At 58.0% G+C, this 14,717-nt stretch carries 21 protein-coding genes and 1 tRNA gene; 13 read left to right on the top strand and 9 right to left on the bottom strand.

What is annotated here, in order from left to right; all coding sequences use genetic code 11:
• Positions 1–3 precede the first annotated feature (3 nt).
• From Q5Y75_RS22200 to Q5Y75_RS22190, 3 genes are all read left to right on the top strand, one after another.
• Positions 4–660, top strand: a complete 657-nt coding sequence (locus tag Q5Y75_RS22200) for an SOS response-associated peptidase (RefSeq protein WP_306201677.1) — start codon at positions 4–6, stop codon at positions 658–660.
• A 118-nt stretch (positions 661–778) separates the two neighbouring features.
• On the top strand, positions 779–988 hold the full coding sequence (locus tag Q5Y75_RS22195) for a DUF1127 domain-containing protein (protein WP_306201675.1): 210 nt from the start codon (positions 779–781) through the stop codon (positions 986–988).
• Positions 989–1,100: 112 nt separating this feature from the next.
• On the top strand, positions 1,101–1,508 hold the full coding sequence (locus tag Q5Y75_RS22190) for a thermonuclease family protein (RefSeq protein WP_306201673.1): 408 nt from the start codon (positions 1,101–1,103) through the stop codon (positions 1,506–1,508).
• A gap of 43 nt (positions 1,509–1,551) precedes the next feature.
• On the opposite strand, the gene Q5Y75_RS22185 is transcribed toward Q5Y75_RS22190, so the two are convergent.
• Positions 1,552–2,160 carry an SH3 domain-containing protein gene (locus tag Q5Y75_RS22185; protein ID WP_306201671.1) on the bottom strand — a complete coding sequence of 203 codons (609 nt, stop codon included), beginning with the start codon at positions 2,158–2,160 and terminating at the stop codon, positions 1,552–1,554.
• A 470-nt stretch (positions 2,161–2,630) separates the two neighbouring features.
• Here Q5Y75_RS22185 and Q5Y75_RS22180 point away from each other — a divergent pair, with 470 nt between their 5' ends.
• On the top strand, positions 2,631–2,855 hold the full coding sequence (locus Q5Y75_RS22180) for a hypothetical protein (RefSeq protein ID WP_306201670.1): 225 nt from the start codon (positions 2,631–2,633) through the stop codon (positions 2,853–2,855).
• Between the two features lie 761 nt (positions 2,856–3,616).
• On the opposite strand, the gene Q5Y75_RS22175 is transcribed toward Q5Y75_RS22180, so the two are convergent.
• Positions 3,617–3,693 (bottom strand) — tRNA-Arg (locus tag Q5Y75_RS22175).
• A gap of 379 nt (positions 3,694–4,072) precedes the next feature.
• On the opposite strand from Q5Y75_RS22175, the gene rpsJ reads away from it, so the two are divergent.
• The 4 genes from rpsJ to Q5Y75_RS22155 are packed head-to-tail and all read left to right on the top strand — an operon-like array spanning position 4,073 to position 6,035.
• Complete coding sequence (rpsJ, locus tag Q5Y75_RS22170) at positions 4,073–4,387, top strand: 30S ribosomal protein S10 (protein ID WP_005621947.1); 315 nt, start codon at positions 4,073–4,075, stop codon at positions 4,385–4,387.
• Between the two features lie 15 nt (positions 4,388–4,402).
• Positions 4,403–5,128 (top strand): 50S ribosomal protein L3, encoded by a 726-nt coding sequence (rplC, locus tag Q5Y75_RS22165; protein ID WP_306201662.1) that lies wholly within the window; start codon positions 4,403–4,405, stop codon positions 5,126–5,128.
• Positions 5,125–5,742: a 50S ribosomal protein L4 gene (gene rplD / locus Q5Y75_RS22160; RefSeq protein ID WP_306201660.1), complete on the top strand. Its 618-nt coding sequence runs from the start codon at positions 5,125–5,127 to the stop codon at positions 5,740–5,742. The genes rplC and rplD overlap by 4 nt, the downstream gene beginning before the upstream one ends.
• Entirely contained in the window at positions 5,739–6,035 is a 297-nt protein-coding gene (locus Q5Y75_RS22155) for a 50S ribosomal protein L23 (protein ID WP_039523333.1), read from the top strand. Before rplD ends, Q5Y75_RS22155 begins: the two co-directional genes overlap by 4 nt.
• Positions 6,036–6,338: 303 nt before the next feature.
• Here the strand turns inward: Q5Y75_RS22155 and Q5Y75_RS22150 are convergent, their stop codons facing one another.
• Complete coding sequence (locus Q5Y75_RS22150) at positions 6,339–6,932, bottom strand: HD domain-containing protein (RefSeq protein ID WP_306201658.1); 594 nt, start codon at positions 6,930–6,932, stop codon at positions 6,339–6,341.
• 209 nt (positions 6,933–7,141) lie between these two features.
• Between Q5Y75_RS22150 and Q5Y75_RS22145 the strand changes: the two genes are divergently transcribed.
• Both Q5Y75_RS22145 and ahcY read left to right on the top strand, forming a co-directional pair.
• Positions 7,142–7,456, top strand: coding sequence for a hypothetical protein (locus tag Q5Y75_RS22145; protein ID WP_306201655.1), 315 nt, complete (start codon positions 7,142–7,144; stop codon positions 7,454–7,456).
• A gap of 147 nt (positions 7,457–7,603) precedes the next feature.
• Positions 7,604–8,992 (top strand): adenosylhomocysteinase, encoded by a 1,389-nt coding sequence (gene ahcY / locus Q5Y75_RS22140; protein ID WP_306201654.1) that lies wholly within the window; start codon positions 7,604–7,606, stop codon positions 8,990–8,992.
• Between the two features lie 44 nt (positions 8,993–9,036).
• Here the strand turns inward: ahcY and Q5Y75_RS22135 are convergent, their stop codons facing one another.
• A complete protein-coding gene (locus Q5Y75_RS22135; RefSeq protein ID WP_306201652.1) occupies positions 9,037–9,684 on the bottom strand; it encodes a DUF899 family protein in 648 nt (215 codons plus the stop codon).
• A 199-nt stretch (positions 9,685–9,883) separates the two neighbouring features.
• Between Q5Y75_RS22135 and Q5Y75_RS22130 the strand changes: the two genes are divergently transcribed.
• Positions 9,884–10,225 (top strand): DUF2853 family protein, encoded by a 342-nt coding sequence (locus Q5Y75_RS22130; RefSeq protein WP_306201650.1) that lies wholly within the window; start codon positions 9,884–9,886, stop codon positions 10,223–10,225.
• A gap of 227 nt (positions 10,226–10,452) precedes the next feature.
• Here the strand turns inward: Q5Y75_RS22130 and Q5Y75_RS22125 are convergent, their stop codons facing one another.
• Genes Q5Y75_RS22125 through tsaD form a run of 5 tightly spaced genes read right to left on the bottom strand, consistent with a single transcriptional unit; the run spans position 10,453 to position 13,640 of the window.
• A complete protein-coding gene (locus Q5Y75_RS22125) occupies positions 10,453–10,848 on the bottom strand; it encodes a DUF1761 domain-containing protein (RefSeq protein ID WP_306201648.1) in 396 nt (131 codons plus the stop codon).
• A gap of 42 nt (positions 10,849–10,890) precedes the next feature.
• The gene (locus Q5Y75_RS22120) at positions 10,891–11,313 is read right to left on the bottom strand and encodes an EVE domain-containing protein (RefSeq protein ID WP_306201646.1); all 423 of its coding nucleotides are present in this window, start codon (positions 11,311–11,313) and stop codon (positions 10,891–10,893) included.
• Positions 11,313–11,582 (bottom strand): YciI family protein, encoded by a 270-nt coding sequence (locus tag Q5Y75_RS22115; protein WP_306201644.1) that lies wholly within the window; start codon positions 11,580–11,582, stop codon positions 11,313–11,315. Before Q5Y75_RS22115 ends, Q5Y75_RS22120 begins: the two co-directional genes overlap by 1 nt.
• A 1-nt stretch (position 11,583) precedes the next feature.
• On the bottom strand, positions 11,584–12,546 hold the full coding sequence (locus Q5Y75_RS22110) for an NAD(P)H-dependent glycerol-3-phosphate dehydrogenase (RefSeq protein ID WP_306201642.1): 963 nt from the start codon (positions 12,544–12,546) through the stop codon (positions 11,584–11,586).
• Complete coding sequence (gene tsaD / locus Q5Y75_RS22105) at positions 12,543–13,640, bottom strand: tRNA (adenosine(37)-N6)-threonylcarbamoyltransferase complex transferase subunit TsaD (RefSeq protein WP_306201641.1); 1,098 nt, start codon at positions 13,638–13,640, stop codon at positions 12,543–12,545. The genes Q5Y75_RS22110 and tsaD overlap by 4 nt, the downstream gene beginning before the upstream one ends.
• A gap of 98 nt (positions 13,641–13,738) precedes the next feature.
• Here tsaD and Q5Y75_RS22100 point away from each other — a divergent pair, with 98 nt between their 5' ends.
• On the top strand, positions 13,739–14,452 hold the full coding sequence (locus Q5Y75_RS22100) for a uroporphyrinogen-III synthase (protein ID WP_306201639.1): 714 nt from the start codon (positions 13,739–13,741) through the stop codon (positions 14,450–14,452).
• A 54-nt stretch (positions 14,453–14,506) separates the two neighbouring features.
• Positions 14,507–14,717, top strand: a 211-nt coding sequence (locus Q5Y75_RS22095) for a hypothetical protein (protein WP_306201637.1), incomplete at its 3' end; no start/stop codon positions are given.

The following is a 14,717-nucleotide window of genomic DNA, read 5'->3' as shown; positions in this document are numbered from 1 at the left end:
TCCATGTGCAATCTTTATTCACACACATCCGCGCGTCAGGCTGTTCTTGACTTCACCAAGGCCATGACAGCCACGCCTGCGGTCGGAAACATGCCCCTGCAGCCTAGCATATACCCCGACTACAACGCCCCTGTCGTCCGCAACAACGAAGGCCAGCGGGAACTGGCGATGGGTCGTTGGGGAATGCCAAGCCCTGCCTTCGCCCTGAAGGGCAAGAAGGTGGATCGGGGTGTGACGAACGTCCGCAACACGAAAAGCCCCCATTGGCGGCGCTGGTTGGCTGTGGAGCACCGTTGCGTTGTGCCCTTCACCTCGTTCTCAGAGCCGGGAAGGAATGCGGAGGGTAAATCCGAGCTAGTCTGGTTTGCCTTCAGCGAGGATCGGCCCCTGGCGTTCTTCGCTGGCGTTTGGACCAACTGGACCAGCGTGCGAAAGGTCAAGGAAGGTGAGGTGAATGCAGACCTCTACGGGTTCCTGACGACAGAACCGAATAACGTCGTGGGCGCGATCCACCCGAAGGCCATGCCGGTGATCCTGCAGACGCTCGAAGAGGTTGAGACGTGGCTCACAGCACCCTGGAGCGAGGCTGGGACGCTACAGAGACCGTTGCCTGACGGGGTGCTTGAGATTGTGGCTCGGGGTGTTGCGACAGACGAGTAGTGAATACGCCGCCAATTTCGACAGCCTGAACAAGACTTAATTTCCGCTTTCAGCAAGCTTCAGAACTACATCGCATGTGTCACCTTAGAGCAATCAAGCAAGTGAGAAGGAGACTCAGATGGCATATGCTGACGCACCAGTTCGGGACGGTTTTCTTTCGCGCCTGTTTTCCAATTCAGAAAAGAAGAAGGCCAAGCGGGCTACCCGAGCCCTTTACAATCAGCAGCGAAGAGAACTGATGCGGATGACAGACCGCGAACTGCTGGGCCTTGGGATATCCCGCTGCGAGATAGAGGCATACCTGCATCGCCACCATTTCGGTAGTTGATTGCGCGCGGCTTTCCTGCGCCCAACGTCGCTTCTTTTCCCGCCAGTTTTATCTGTGTGGTCGTTTGTTAACGCATTCGTGCCGACCTTAACGCTCTGTTAAGGAGACACGAATGCGTCTAATTATTCCACTGTTGTTACTGGCTGCGTGCCAGTCCGGGGGTCTGACGTGTTCCGATATCCATGTCCGAGATGCAGATACCATCGTTCTAGATGGAAGGAATGGAACTCCAGTGCGCTTTGAAGGCGTCGATGCCCCCGAAACTGACACACCGGAAGGACTGAACGCCAAGCAATGGATGATTGGTTTCGTTACTGGAAAAACCGTCCGCTGTGAACTGACGGGCGAGATGCACAGGGACCATCATATCGGGACTTGCGATGTAGATGGTGGGGACCTGAGTGCCACCGTTATTGCTGCTGGGCATGCCCTTGGTTTCACCAATTACTCAGGTGGCCGGTATGCCCGGTTTGAAAAGCCCGCCGCCAAGTCCCGGTTGAAGCGGGCGAGGTACTGCTGAAGCCGCTCCTGTCGTGAATTAGTACTCCCTTTTTGAGGTAGACTCAGTGGTGGTGATGGCTCCCGTCGTGATGTGAATGGCCATGTCCGCCATGGCTCCCCTCGTGGTGAGAATGGTTATGTGGATGCCCATGCCCGTGGTGATGGGAATGATGATGCTCAGTTTGGTACAACCGATTTGGATTGTAGGGTGCATAGTGACATGCCGGATCCTGTGGAGCATGATAACAGTATGGACCTGGAACCGGATGATAAGGGTGGTAGTAATGGTTCCAATATGCAAACCAAGGATATGCCTGATAGTGATTTTCCCAATATGACTGGCTGAATTCGATAATCGCGATGCCTAGCGCGGCGGCAAGCACAGGATTCAACACAGTCTTTTGCCCGTCTTCTTCAACCAGAATGTAGTTGTTTGAAATCCAACCACGAGCGGTATTCCAGGATACATCGCACCAACTATAGCCCACTTGGCAACCGGATATCTCAATAGTTGCGTCCTGCGGTAAGGTCGCCACCACCGGGTAATTGGTTCCCGGCCCTGCACGCATATGAACTGAAGTGGTGGTGAATCCTTGAGATTGGGCACTCGCTGTTGTGACCATCAGTGCTAGAAACAATAGTGCGGCGGCAGAAACTACAAAACGTTGCATTGCGACATCCACTCCAATTGGTCGTTTCGAGAAGCACTACATCGTCGGCACCAGTTGTAGTCAAGGCAACCCAGAGGTGGATGCAGCCCGCACGCCCGACATCAGTGCCGTGCACGCCGTCGCCTCGCAACCGTCTTCCGACACCGCTCTGAACAATACTTGGCATCCACCCGCTTCCATGACGGCATTAGTTCGTTGGAGTGCAGGCAGTTCCAGCCCCGCGAATAGTTCTGTGCGATCTGGTTGGCCCGCTGCGCGATCCGCGTCGCGTTCTGCCATGGAAATCCCGAGTAGCTGACCCGCAATTGTCGGTGGCCGATGTCCTCAATTGATGCGGATGCATATTCGCGGTCAGTCATATCCTGTTACCTTATCCGGGTTCGGCCTTTGATATCGTTTGATATTCTGAGCTAACTTGTTGTCGCCCTTGGTTCTGGACGGATCGGGCGCGCGTTCCTACATTGGTTGCCATGAAAGAGCATATTGCAGAGCGGGTGGCGCGACGGCTTAGGCGTCCATTGATTATCAGCCTGATTGCCACCATTCCGGCATCATTGATCATCTACGCCCTCGCCGCCAGAGAACTTGCGAATGTCGTGCCGCTCTGGATCTGGGGGCTGTGCATAAGCGTCCAAGCCCTTACCATGCTAGGGCTTGCTGCCCTTGCCAATGACCGGCAAGAAAGCCGCCAGTAGTCAGAAGATTAGCCACAAAGTTTGCCCGGGTGTCGGTGAGCCTCTGACCCTGCGCTGCCTGATTGATGAAGTTCAGCGCCGATTCCGCACTTTGGCCGCGCTGTTGTGTCAGGGCAGTCTACAACAGCTTTAAGAACAGAGATCCGACGTTTAACGTTAAACGCGAGAGCTAGAAGTATGCATGCTGTACGACATCGCGCTCCCCATCTTACTCAGTAGTGGACATAAGCCCAATGACGGTTATGCCCGCGAGACGTCATTGCTCTTTGGCAAAACTGAACTTACCCGTTCGCATTACATACGGTGGATTTGATAGAGGTTCCACGCATTCATCGGCGCGAGAGGTGAAAGCTGATCTCGCGCGCGGCAAATGATCGAGCGCGCCTTATATCCCAGACTTGGAACTGTATGGGAGTGACGTGATCTGCGGCGGCTCTGAACTGGTCCGGGCTACGGGGGAATCGGCCCTCCGCCCTGGTCTTGCCCAACCTGCATCGGCCTTGGCCGCCTGGCGATCCCGCCGGATCACAGCATTGTAAATCGGTTGACATCAAATGCAGAAGGTCCAGCACAGCGCCGGGCCTTTTTCGTCCGTTTGGGCGCTGCGGCTGTGTCAGTTTTGTGCCAATCTTGTGCCAGCAACGGGTTAGTCTGCATGACATGTCGTGCATCCAAATTCCATTAGGTGCTACGCACAAAATATCATGCTAATGGTTTTGATGCAAAAATCCTGATTTAATCTATTATTATCAGATGCTTAGTGGCGACCCCGGCAGGATTCGAACCTGCAACCTGCCCCTTAGGAGGGGGCTGCTCTATCCAGTTGAGCCACGGGGCCTTGGCGGCTGTCTATCCGGGTTTTTCATGGTTGTCATCGGCGACCCGTCAGGTTTTTTTGCATCTTGTTGATCGGGCACCGCGCAGAGCCGCGCTGACGCTTAGCTCTACGATCCGCAATACGATATTGCGTCGCCCAGGTACCGCTGCACAATGGCACCTGTCGGATTGCCGGAAACTCAATTTAGGCCGCAGGTCTTATTTGGTGGATCAGGGCGGTGAATCGCCCCTTGTCACGTCGTCCGTGCACCTGTATAGCGCGCGGGTTCTCATCATGAACATCGAGGCGGGGTGATTCCCGCCTTTTGGGTTCGATGAGGGTGGGCGATGGGCGCCTGTCCTCCTCTCAACTCCAACGCCTGAAGACAAAGGCTGTTAGAATGCAAAGCCAAAACATCCGTATTCGGCTGAAGGCATTTGACTATCGCGTCCTGGATGCCAGCACGCAAGAGATCGTCAACACTGCCAAGCGGACCGGTGCGCAAGTGCGCGGCCCGATCCCGCTGCCGAACAAGATCGAGAAGTTCACGGTTCTCCGTGGCCCTCACGTCGACAAGAAATCCCGCGATCAGTTCGAGATTCGCACGCATAAGCGTCTCTTGGACATCGTTGATCCGACCCCCCAGACCGTGGACGCGCTGATGAAGCTCGACCTCGCCGCTGGTGTGGATGTCGAGATCAAGCTGCAATCGTAATCGGAGGGTATGAGAATGCGTTCCGGTATTATCGCAAAGAAAGTCGGCATGACCCGGCTGTTCCAGGACGACGGCAAGCAGATCCCTGTGACCGTTCTGCAACTGGACGGCCTGCAGGTCGTGGCGCAGCGGACCACTGAAAAAGACGGCTACACCGCCGTTCAGCTTGGCGCAGGTTCGCCCAAGGTCAAGCGTGTCTCCAAGGCGATGCGCGGCCATTATGCGGCCTCCAAGGTTGAGCCTAAGCGCAAGCTGGTCGAGTTCCGCGTGGAAGAAGAAGGCCTGATTGACGTTGGCGCCGAAATCTCGGCCGAGCACTTTCTGGAAGGTCAGAAAGTGGACGTGACAGGCACCTCGATCGGCAAAGGTTTCGCCGGTGCCATGAAGCGGCACAATTTCGGTGGTCTGCGTGCCTCGCACGGTGTGTCGATCTCGCACCGTTCGCACGGTTCGACCGGTCAGTGTCAGGACCCCGGCAAGGTGTTCAAAGGTAAGAAGATGGCCGGTCACATGGGCGCTGCCCGTGTCACCACCCAGAACCTCGAAGTCGTGAAAACCGATGCTGATCGTGGCCTGCTCATGATCAAGGGCGCGGTTCCGGGTTCGAAAGGTGGCTGGGTCACCGTCAAGGACGCCGTGAAAAAGAAAGCGCCCGAAGGGCTGCCTTTCCCGGCGGCGATCAAATCGGCTGCAACCGAAGCACCCGCGGAAGAAGCACCCGCGGAAGGTGGTGAAGCATGAAACTTGATGTAATCAAACTGGACGGCGGCAAAGCCGGCAACATCGAGCTGGATGCGGACCTGTTCGGCCTGGAGCCGCGCGCGGACATCCTGCACCGTGTGGTCCGTTGGCAGCGCAACAACGCGCAGGCTGGCACCCACAAGGTCAAGACCCGCTCGGAAACCAGCTACTCGACCAAGAAGATCTATCGCCAGAAGGGCACCGGTGGCGCACGCCATGGTGACCGCAACGCACCAATCTTCCGCAAGGGTGGCATCTACAAAGGTCCGACGCCGCGTTCGCACGGCCACGACCTGCCCAAGAAGTTCCGCAAGCTGGGTCTGAAGCACGCCCTTTCCGCCAAGGCGAAAGCCGGTGAACTGGTCGTGATCGAAGACGCCGCCGCCGAAGGCAAGACCGGCGCTCTGGCCAAACAGGTTGCAAACCTGGGCTGGAAACGCGCGCTGGTCATCGACGGGGCGACCGTGAACGAAGGGTTCCTGAAGGCGTCGCGCAACATCGAAGGTCTGGATATCCTGCCGTCGATGGGTGCAAACGTTTATGACATCCTCAAGCGTGACACGCTGGTGCTCACCAAAGCGGGTGTCGAAGCACTGGAGGCTCGTCTGAAATGAGCGCGAAAGCAGAACATTATGACGTGATCCGCAAGCCGGTCATCACCGAGAAATCGACCATGGCGTCCGAAAACGGCGCGGTTGTTTTTGAAGTGGCGATTGACAGCAATAAGCCGCAGATCAAAGAAGCCGTCGAGGCGCTCTTTGGTGTGAAGGTCAAGGCGGTGAACACCACCGTGACCAAGGGCAAGGTCAAGCGGTTCCGCGGGCAACTTGGCAAGCGGAAAGACGTCAAGAAAGCCTATGTGACCCTCGAAGAGGGCAACACCATCGACGTGTCCACCGGTCTCTGATCGAAACGTCTTTGGCAAGAAAAGCAGGCCCTCGCGAAAGCGGGGGCCTATTTTGTGATCCGTCGCAAACGTTGCCGTTGTTCAAAGCTAACGCGCTGATCGGGCGCCTCTATCCAGCGAGGTTTGCAAATTAACGGAGTCCGTTTGTCAAAGATCCGAACTGACCCTTGCGGATCAGCCAATCCAAGTGCGATGCGCGCGCTGTAAGGGACAGCCTGGTCTGACCAACCCGTAAGGCACTCGAAAGCGGACGGCTTTTTCAACAAAGTTGGCTTTTGTTGACATCGGTGCGAAGCCATACGTTCAAATCAAGGCCAACAACGCCCCGTGCCGATCCGCATACGCCCGCCGTACCTCCACCGGTGGGCGCAGCGTGATCTGCAGCCCCTCCATCACCGCTTTGTCCGGGCGGCCGAAGAACTTGGAGGCTTCAACCTCGGAAAACCCGGCGATCTGGGTTGCTTCCATCCAGGCGCTGATCTTGTCGGCTTTCTTGATTTGGCGTTTCACCGTTTGCGGCACCGCAGCGGGTAGGCCGAAGCGGATATGGATCGCGGCGGCCAACCGGTCGTCCAGTTTGCCGTAATCCGGGCCCACAGCGGATTTCACCGGCGAGATCATGTCGCCGATCACATATTCCGGTGCGTCGTGCAGCAGGGCCGCCAGCCGCCATTTTGCGGGCGCCTTGGGGGCAATTCGGCCAAAAAGCGCCTCGACCAGCAAGGAATGTTCGGCCACGGAATAGGCGAAATCACCCTTGGTTTGACCGTTCCAGCGGGCCACGAATGCCAGTCCGTGAGCGATATCTTCGATCTCGATATCAACCGGGGTCGGATCCAGTAAGTCCAGTCTACGCCCCGATAACATCCGCTGCCAAGCCCGTGTTTGCGTTGCCATTCAGCCACAGCCCTTCGTGTTTGCCATGTTTTTGCCACAATTCGATCGCACAATGTTCCCTATCCTGATCACGCATTGCGAACAAATTATTGAGCGCCCGTGGTTTGAAAAATGGGTGCGGGATCACGATATATTAATCGAGGGGGACGCCATTTTATCCTCCCTGGGCGGTCCTCTCAGACAGAAACCTGTAACGAAAGGAGCTTGTTATGTTCAAGCGTTTGTTGGGTGTTGCCCTGACTTTCGGTATGGCCGCCACCGCGCCGCCTGCCTTTGCCGCCTCTTGCGGAGCCCGCGACAGTGTTGTCGCCAATCTGAAAGACAAATATGCCGAAGAATTAAAGGTCGGCGGTCTTCAGAATGTACGAGGCTCACACTCGGTGATGGAGATCTGGACATCTGAAGAAACCGGCACATTCACCGTACTCCTAACCCAGGCCAACGGCATTTCCTGTATTGTCGCCGCCGGCACTGATTTCTTCGAGGCTGTTCCGCTCGTCATCCCAGACGGTACGCCAAGTTGATCCGGGACCAGTTTTAGCGAACGCGTCCCTCCCCCTCTCCCCCGATCTGCGCTACCCAGCGCCTGTGATGCTCAATCGCGTTGCCTCTCGTAGCTTTGGATGCTACGGGCCAAGCAGGATTTGATTGTTGCATATGGAGCGCGCAGAATGCCCGGGGACTATATCGTCAAAGACATTTCGCTGGCGGGATTTGGCCGCAAGGAACTGGATATCGCGGAAACCGAGATGCCGGGGCTGATGTCCTTGCGCGCGGAATATGGTGAGAGCAAACCGCTGAAGGGTGCGCGCATTGTAGGTTCGCTGCACATGACCATCCAGACGGCGGTTCTGATTGAGACGCTGGTCGAACTGGGTGCCGATGTGCGCTGGGCGTCATGCAACATCTTTTCGACCCAGGACCATGCCGCCGCCGCGATTGCCGAGGCCGGTATCCCGGTCTTTGCCATCAAGGGTCAGACGCTGGAAGAGCATTGGGATTACCTCGACAAATCCTTCTTGTTCGAAGACGGCCCCAACATGATCTTGGATGATGGCGGCGACGCAACGTTGTACATCCTGCTGGGTGCCCGCGCCGAAGCGGGTGAAGACATCATTCCCGTTCCCGGTTCGGAAGAGGAAGAAGTCATCAAGAAGCAGATCGCCAAGCGGATGGAAGCGAGCCCAGGCTGGTTCACCAAGATGCGCGACCAGATTCAGGGCGTGTCCGAGGAGACCACCACCGGTGTGAACCGTCTGTACCAGCTGGTCAAAGACGGCCACCTGCCATTCCCGGCGATCAACGTGAACGACTCGGTCACCAAGTCGAAATTCGACAACAAATACGGCTGTAAGGAATCGCTGGTCGACGGCATCCGCCGCGCCACCGACACCATGATGGCCGGTAAGGTTGCTGTTGTGTGTGGCTATGGCGATGTGGGCAAAGGCTCGGCTGCCTCGCTGCGTGGTGCCGGCGCCCGTGTGAAAGTGACCGAGGTCGACCCGATCTGCGCGCTCCAGGCTGCGATGGACGGATTCGAAGTGACGCTGCTGGAAGACGAAGTCGCCAGTGCCGATGTCTTCATCACCACCACCGGCAACAAGGACGTCATCCGCATCGAGCATATGCGCGAGATGAAGGACATGGCCATCGTCGGCAATATCGGCCATTTCGACAACGAAATTCAGGTGGCCAGCCTGAAGAACCACAAATGGACCAACATCAAGGAACAGGTGGACATGATCGAGATGCCCTCGGGCAACCGCATCATTCTGCTGTCCGAAGGCCGTCTGCTGAACCTCGGCAACGCCACAGGGCATCCGTCTTTCGTGATGTCAGCCTCCTTCACCAATCAGGTTCTGGCGCAGATCGAGCTGTTCACCAAAGGTGATCAATACAAAAATGAGGTCTACATCCTGCCCAAGCATCTGGATGAAAAGGTCGCGCGCCTGCATCTCGATCGCATTGGCGTCAAACTGACCCAGATGGACAGCGAGCAGGCGGCCTATATCGGCGTGAAGCCTGAGGGTCCCTATAAGCCCGAACACTACCGGTATTGATCCGGGCGGGGCCGGGCGCGTCTACCCGGCCCCATTTCCCCGCCTCAGCGCAGCGACGGCATGAAATCCCCGCGCCCCTGAGGTGTCATGTCCATCACATTCCAGAGCGGCCAGACACTGTCCATATGGCGCGGATGCCAGGGGCTGGGCTCAAACAGCATCTCGGACCCCCAGAAGTGATGAATGCCGTCCTCGTCGCGGCAAAAGACGTTCATCATCGGCATCTGATTGCCCTCGGAACTCTCTGCCAGATAGTCGCTTTGATAGCTGGTCCCCAAGGCCGAATAAATCGGTAGCGCCTGCCAGCCCATATGCTTGGACAAGGCGGTCAGCTTTTCCGGCGTGTTCTGCGCCACGATGACCAGCGACATCCGCCGCGCCAGCTGTGCGGCGTGACCACAAAGCCCATCCAGCAGCGACGAACAAGCCGGGCAGGGCGCATCGGCATTCGGGCCATACATCAGCGAATAGATCGCAAGCGTGTCGTGATCACCAAACAGCGAGGATAGCGGCGCGTCGGACCCATTCAGCGCCCGGAAACCGTAATCCTCGGCAATCGCCCCGCCCTTTGGCAGCTTTCGGCGGAGCGCGGCGACCTCTTCGGTCTTCTGGCGAAGTTCCAGTTCCGAGTGCAACAGCGTATTGCGTGCGGTGCGATATGCAGATGATTCATTGGGAAATGATGCGGACATCTCAGGGCCTTTCGCTCTGGCAAAATATTATTTAACTTAAATGTTAAAATAAAATCCAAGAAATCGCAACAGGTTGCGCGCTGGTAGCAGATAGGGGGAACCCCGCGGATTTTTCCCTTTGTGTGAATTGGCTGGCTGACTAGCTTGCGCGGCGGGGTTGAGACACCCGCAAACACACAAGAATCAAGGGAGAATTGCCATGGGAAAGCGTGACGAACTGATCGCGCAATATGCCGACGATCTGAAGAACAAATGCGGGATTGATCCTGACATGGATCTGCTGAGCAAGGTCACCATCGGCTGTGGTCCGGCGATCTATGATGCGGATGCCGCCACCGTTGCCTCCAGCCAGGACAGCGAGCTGGAAACGGTCAAAAAGAACTTTCTAATCAAGAAACTGGGCCTTGCCGACGGGCCCGAGTTGATGGACGGCATCAATTCGGTTGTCGAGACTTATGGAAAGTCCGAGCGCAACAAGTATCGCGCCGTCGTCTACTACATGCTGACCAAGCATTTCGGCAAGGAATCGGTCTACGGCTAACGCGACCGCAAACCTGAATACGTCCACCGTGGACAGGTGGGCGTTTCGCATTTTAACTCAATCCGAATTGCTTTGAGTTTGCTAAATACCGCGTTTTGGCGGATAGTGAAGCCAAGGACCAGGACGGTCAAACCTTCGAATTTTTTCGCGTGTGGTGAGTTGGGAGCACGTGGGGACGGGGAAGGTTCTGTATCGTCAGGACCTTCCCCCATTTATCGCAAAATCACCTAGAACAGTGCCAGAACCAGACCCATGACGCCGCAGGCAAGCGTGGCATAGCCGCCGTCGATCAGCGTCAGTTTGAACGGTCGCATGGCGTACATGTTGTTCAGCGCGATCCAGGGCGAGATGAAGAACAGCCCAACCCCGATACCGCTGATCAGACCCGCGCCAATCGAGGCGATCCCGCTCATGCGGAATACATGGCTCATCATGCCAGCCACGATCAGTTGCAGCACAAAGCCGATCGCAAAGATCTTGGGGTTCATCCCGCCTTCGGGCTGGCCATCCGGCCCGCGCGGCACGCCCGAGGCCTCCATCCAGGGCTCGGCCAGCTTCATGTACCAGACCGACCCGATGGCAAATGCCGCAACTGCAGCGACGAGGATGTTGAGCACTTCCATTACTGACTTCTCCGCTATTGGACTTGCGCCCAAGATGCCCGATCAGTCCGCCTCTGTCTGCCCCAAGGCACAGATTTTGCGCCATTCCGCCTCGGTCACGGGTTGAACCGACAGGCGCGAGCTTTTGACCAGCACCATCTCACCCAGCGTTTCCTCGGCCTTGACCTGTTCCAGCGTCACCGGCTCGGTGAAGGGCCGGATCGCCTTGATGTCCACGCATTCCCAGCGCGGATCGTCGGTGGTGCTGTCGGGATGCGCCTTGGCGCAGACCTCGACAATGCCGACCACGGCCTTTTCTTTCTGTGAATGATAAAAGAAGCCGCGATCGCCGAGCTTCATGTTACGCATGTGATTTCGGGCCTGATAGTTGCGAACACCATCCCATTCTTCGCCCGCCTCGCCCTTGGCGACCTGTTGGTCCCAGCTCCAGGTTGAGGGTTCGGATTTGAACAGCCAATATGCCATCACCCGATCACCTTCTTCCAGGCGATCAGATCGACCGATTGAAACAGCCCTGCTTTCGCATAGGGGTCATTATCGGCCCAAGCCTGCGCCGCTGCCATATCCGCCACGTCCAGAATGATCAGCGATCCGATCATATCGTCACCGTCCAGCAAAGGACCGGCCTGCGCGACTACGCCAGTTTCCTCGATATAGGCCAGATGTGCGGAGCGGTTATCCAGACGGGTTTGCAGCGCGCCATCCTTGTCGCGCGCAATCAGGGCTATCAGCATGTTATTCCTCCTTGAGCGGTCGTGCCAGAAGTTGCGCCATCGCCGCATCCGGGGTCAAGACGCCATCCAGCAGCCCGGTCACACAGCGTGAGATCGGCATGTCGATCCCCATCTCCTCCGCCCGCGCAACAACGGCATAAGCGGTCGCCGCCCCCTCGACCGTGACCGAAGGATCGAACCCCTCGGACCGACCCAAGGACAGGCCAAGGCGATAGTTGCGCGATAGGTCCGAGGTGCAGGTGAGCGTCAGATCGCCAAAGCCGCTCAGCCCCGCAAGCGTTTCGGGCTGCGCCCCGCAGGCCAGCGCAAAACGTTGCATTTCCGCATAGCCGCGCGTCATCAGGGCGGCGCGGGCGCTGTCGCCCAACCCTGCGCCCATCACCGTGCCGCAGGCGATCGCCATTACGTTTTTCAGCGCCCCGCCAAGCTCGGCCCCGATCGTATCATTCGTGCGATAAAGCCGCAGGTTCGCGGTTGTCAGATCATGTTGCAGTTCCGCCCCCAAAACCGTCTCGGCACAAGCCAGAGTCAGTGCCGTAGGCAGGCCACGCGCGATGTCATCGGCAAAGCTTGGCCCGGTCAGCAGGGCAGTGCGAGCATTGCGCAAAACATCAGACATCACCGCGATTGGGCCCAGCCCAGTTTTCATCTCGATCCCCTTACAGCACGCGACCAGAGACCTGTCCCTTAGAGCCTCGGTATGATCGTTGAGGAAAGCGCGCAGTTTCTGCATCGGAACGGCCAGCAATAGTGTCCGATTCTGCGCTGCCATGTGCAAATCATCACTGACGGTCAGTGCTTCTGGCAAGAGCACTCCCGGCAGACGCCCGGCATTTTCGCGCGCCCTGCGCATTGCATCGGCCTGCGCATGCGATCTGGACCAGAGCGTCACCGGCCCGTTCCCAGCAAGCGACACAGCCAAGGCGGTGCCGAACGCGCCAGCTCCCAGAACCGAAATGCTCATGCCTTGGCCCCTTTCTTGCCGCTGCCCAATAGAGCCGGGCTTGTCTTGTCGAGTGGCCAGCGTGGTCGCGCAGCAAGCTCCATGCCATCGCGTGCGCCGACGCGAAACCGTTCCAGCCCGGCATAAGCGATCATCGCGGCGTTGTCGGTGCAAAGTGCCAGCGGCGGCGCCAGAAACCGCGCGCCGGTCTCTTCGCATAGCGTCTTCAGCGCGGCCCGTATCGTGCCGTTGGCGGCAACACCACCCGCCACGGCAACCACGGGCTCAGACGGGTTTTCCGCAATATAGAGCCTGATTGCACGCCGCGTCTTCTCGGTCAAAGTGTCCGAGACCGCCTGTTGAAACCCGGAGCAGAGATCGGCGCGATCCTGTCTGGTCAGGCCGCCCTTGTCGGCCACAATCTGATCGCGGGCTCGTAGTACGGCTGTTTTCAGCCCCGAAAACGACAGATTGCAATCGGGGCGATTCAGCAGCGGGCGCGGGAAACGGAACTGTTTCGGGTCGCCGCTCTTTGCCTCAGCTTCTACCGCAGGACCACCGGGTTGAGGCAACCCCAGCAGTCGGGCGGTCTTGTCAAAGGCCTCACCTGGAGCGTCATCAATGGTGCCGCCAAGGCGGGTGAACTCTTCGGGACCGCGCGCAATCAGATACTGGCAATGTCCGCCTGAGACGAGCAGCATCAGATAGGGAAACGCCACCGCATCGGTCAGGCGCGGCGTCAGTGCATGACCGGCCAGGTGGTTTACCCCGATCAATGGCAGCCCGGTTGCGGCGCTCAGCCCCTTGGCGCACATCACGCCCGACAGAACCCCGCCGATCAGCCCCGGCCCGGCAGTCACCGCGATGGCGTCGAGTTCTGTCAGCGTCACCTGAGCAGCCGCCAACGCCTCGGACACTGCTAAATCAAGCTTTTCGGCATGCGCGCGCGCTGCGATCTCTGGCACCACGCCGCCGAAATCCGCATGCAGATCGGTCTGCCCATATACGATGGAGGACAGGATCTCTGGCGCGTCACCCTCGGTCTGACGCACGATGGCGGCGGCCGTATCGTCACAGCTGCTTTCCAGTCCCAATATTGTCAGATGTGGTGTCATGCATCCCCGGGATTGCATCGGATATCCGCTGCGGGGTAGCATCCCGCGTTCCGGCAAACAATCCCGAGGCGGAAGGCCACACCAAGATGCATCTGCTGATGACACGCGCGCGCGCCGCCTCCGAACGGTTCATTGCTGGCTTGCCTCCCGAGGTTTTGGAGCAGTTGACACCGGTCTTTTCGCCGCTGATCGAAATCTGTCCCCTGGATGTCGTGCTCGATCTGTCGACTGTTCGCGGGCTCGTCTTCACCTCAGCCAATGCTGTTGCGATCGCTGGCGACCTGATCCAGACGCGCGATCTGGCTTGTTATTGCGTCGGGGCGGCGACCACCGATGCTGCGCGCGACGCGGGATGGCCTACAACACAATCAGGCGATACGGCGCAGCAGCTGATTTCGACCCTAACAAGGGAAAAACCTGACGCGCCGCTATTGCATCTGCGGGGCGTACATGCGCGGGGCGAGATTGCCAAGAACCTGTCACGCGCGGGTACCTCGTGTGATGAACAGGCGATTTACGATCAATCCCTGCAGCCCCTGACCGACGCAGCGGTCCAGGTTCTGGCCGGGTCCGATCCTGTTGTCGCGCCACTATTCTCGCCACGTACGGCGCGACAATTTGCCGAAACCGCTCGTATTCGCGCGCCACTTTGGCTGACAGCCCTCAGCCCCGCCGTGGCAGAACCCCTTGAAACATTAACCTTTCAAAACCTACTGATCGCAGATCGCCCGGACAGTGCTGCGATGAGAAAAATCGTTGAATTGTCCGTCAAACGGGTGAACCGGGTTGAGGGCCGCACGGACGCGCATTAGTCTTTGCAAGGGTCTGGTGTTTAATAATTTTCAGAATCACGGGGGAAATGCTCGGTGGCCGGTAAGAAAAAGACTGAGATCAGCAAGGAGACCTCATCCGAGGCTGACTCGGCAGAGGCAGTTGAAAATGCCGATGCCACTGAGCTGCCCGAGGGCGAGGCTGACCAAGCTGTTGACACGGATGCGGTCGCAGAGGAGGTAACTTCCGAAGCCGAAGCCGAAGCCGAAGCCGAAGCCGAAGCCGAAGCCGAAGCCGAAGCCGAAG

This window comes from Ruegeria discodermiae (assembly GCF_030758345.1).
In the GTDB taxonomy this organism is placed as follows: domain Bacteria; phylum Pseudomonadota; class Alphaproteobacteria; order Rhodobacterales; family Rhodobacteraceae; genus Ruegeria_C.
The sequence above is the reverse complement of the archived record's forward strand: the minus strand, read 5'-3'. Positions and strand labels throughout refer to the sequence as shown.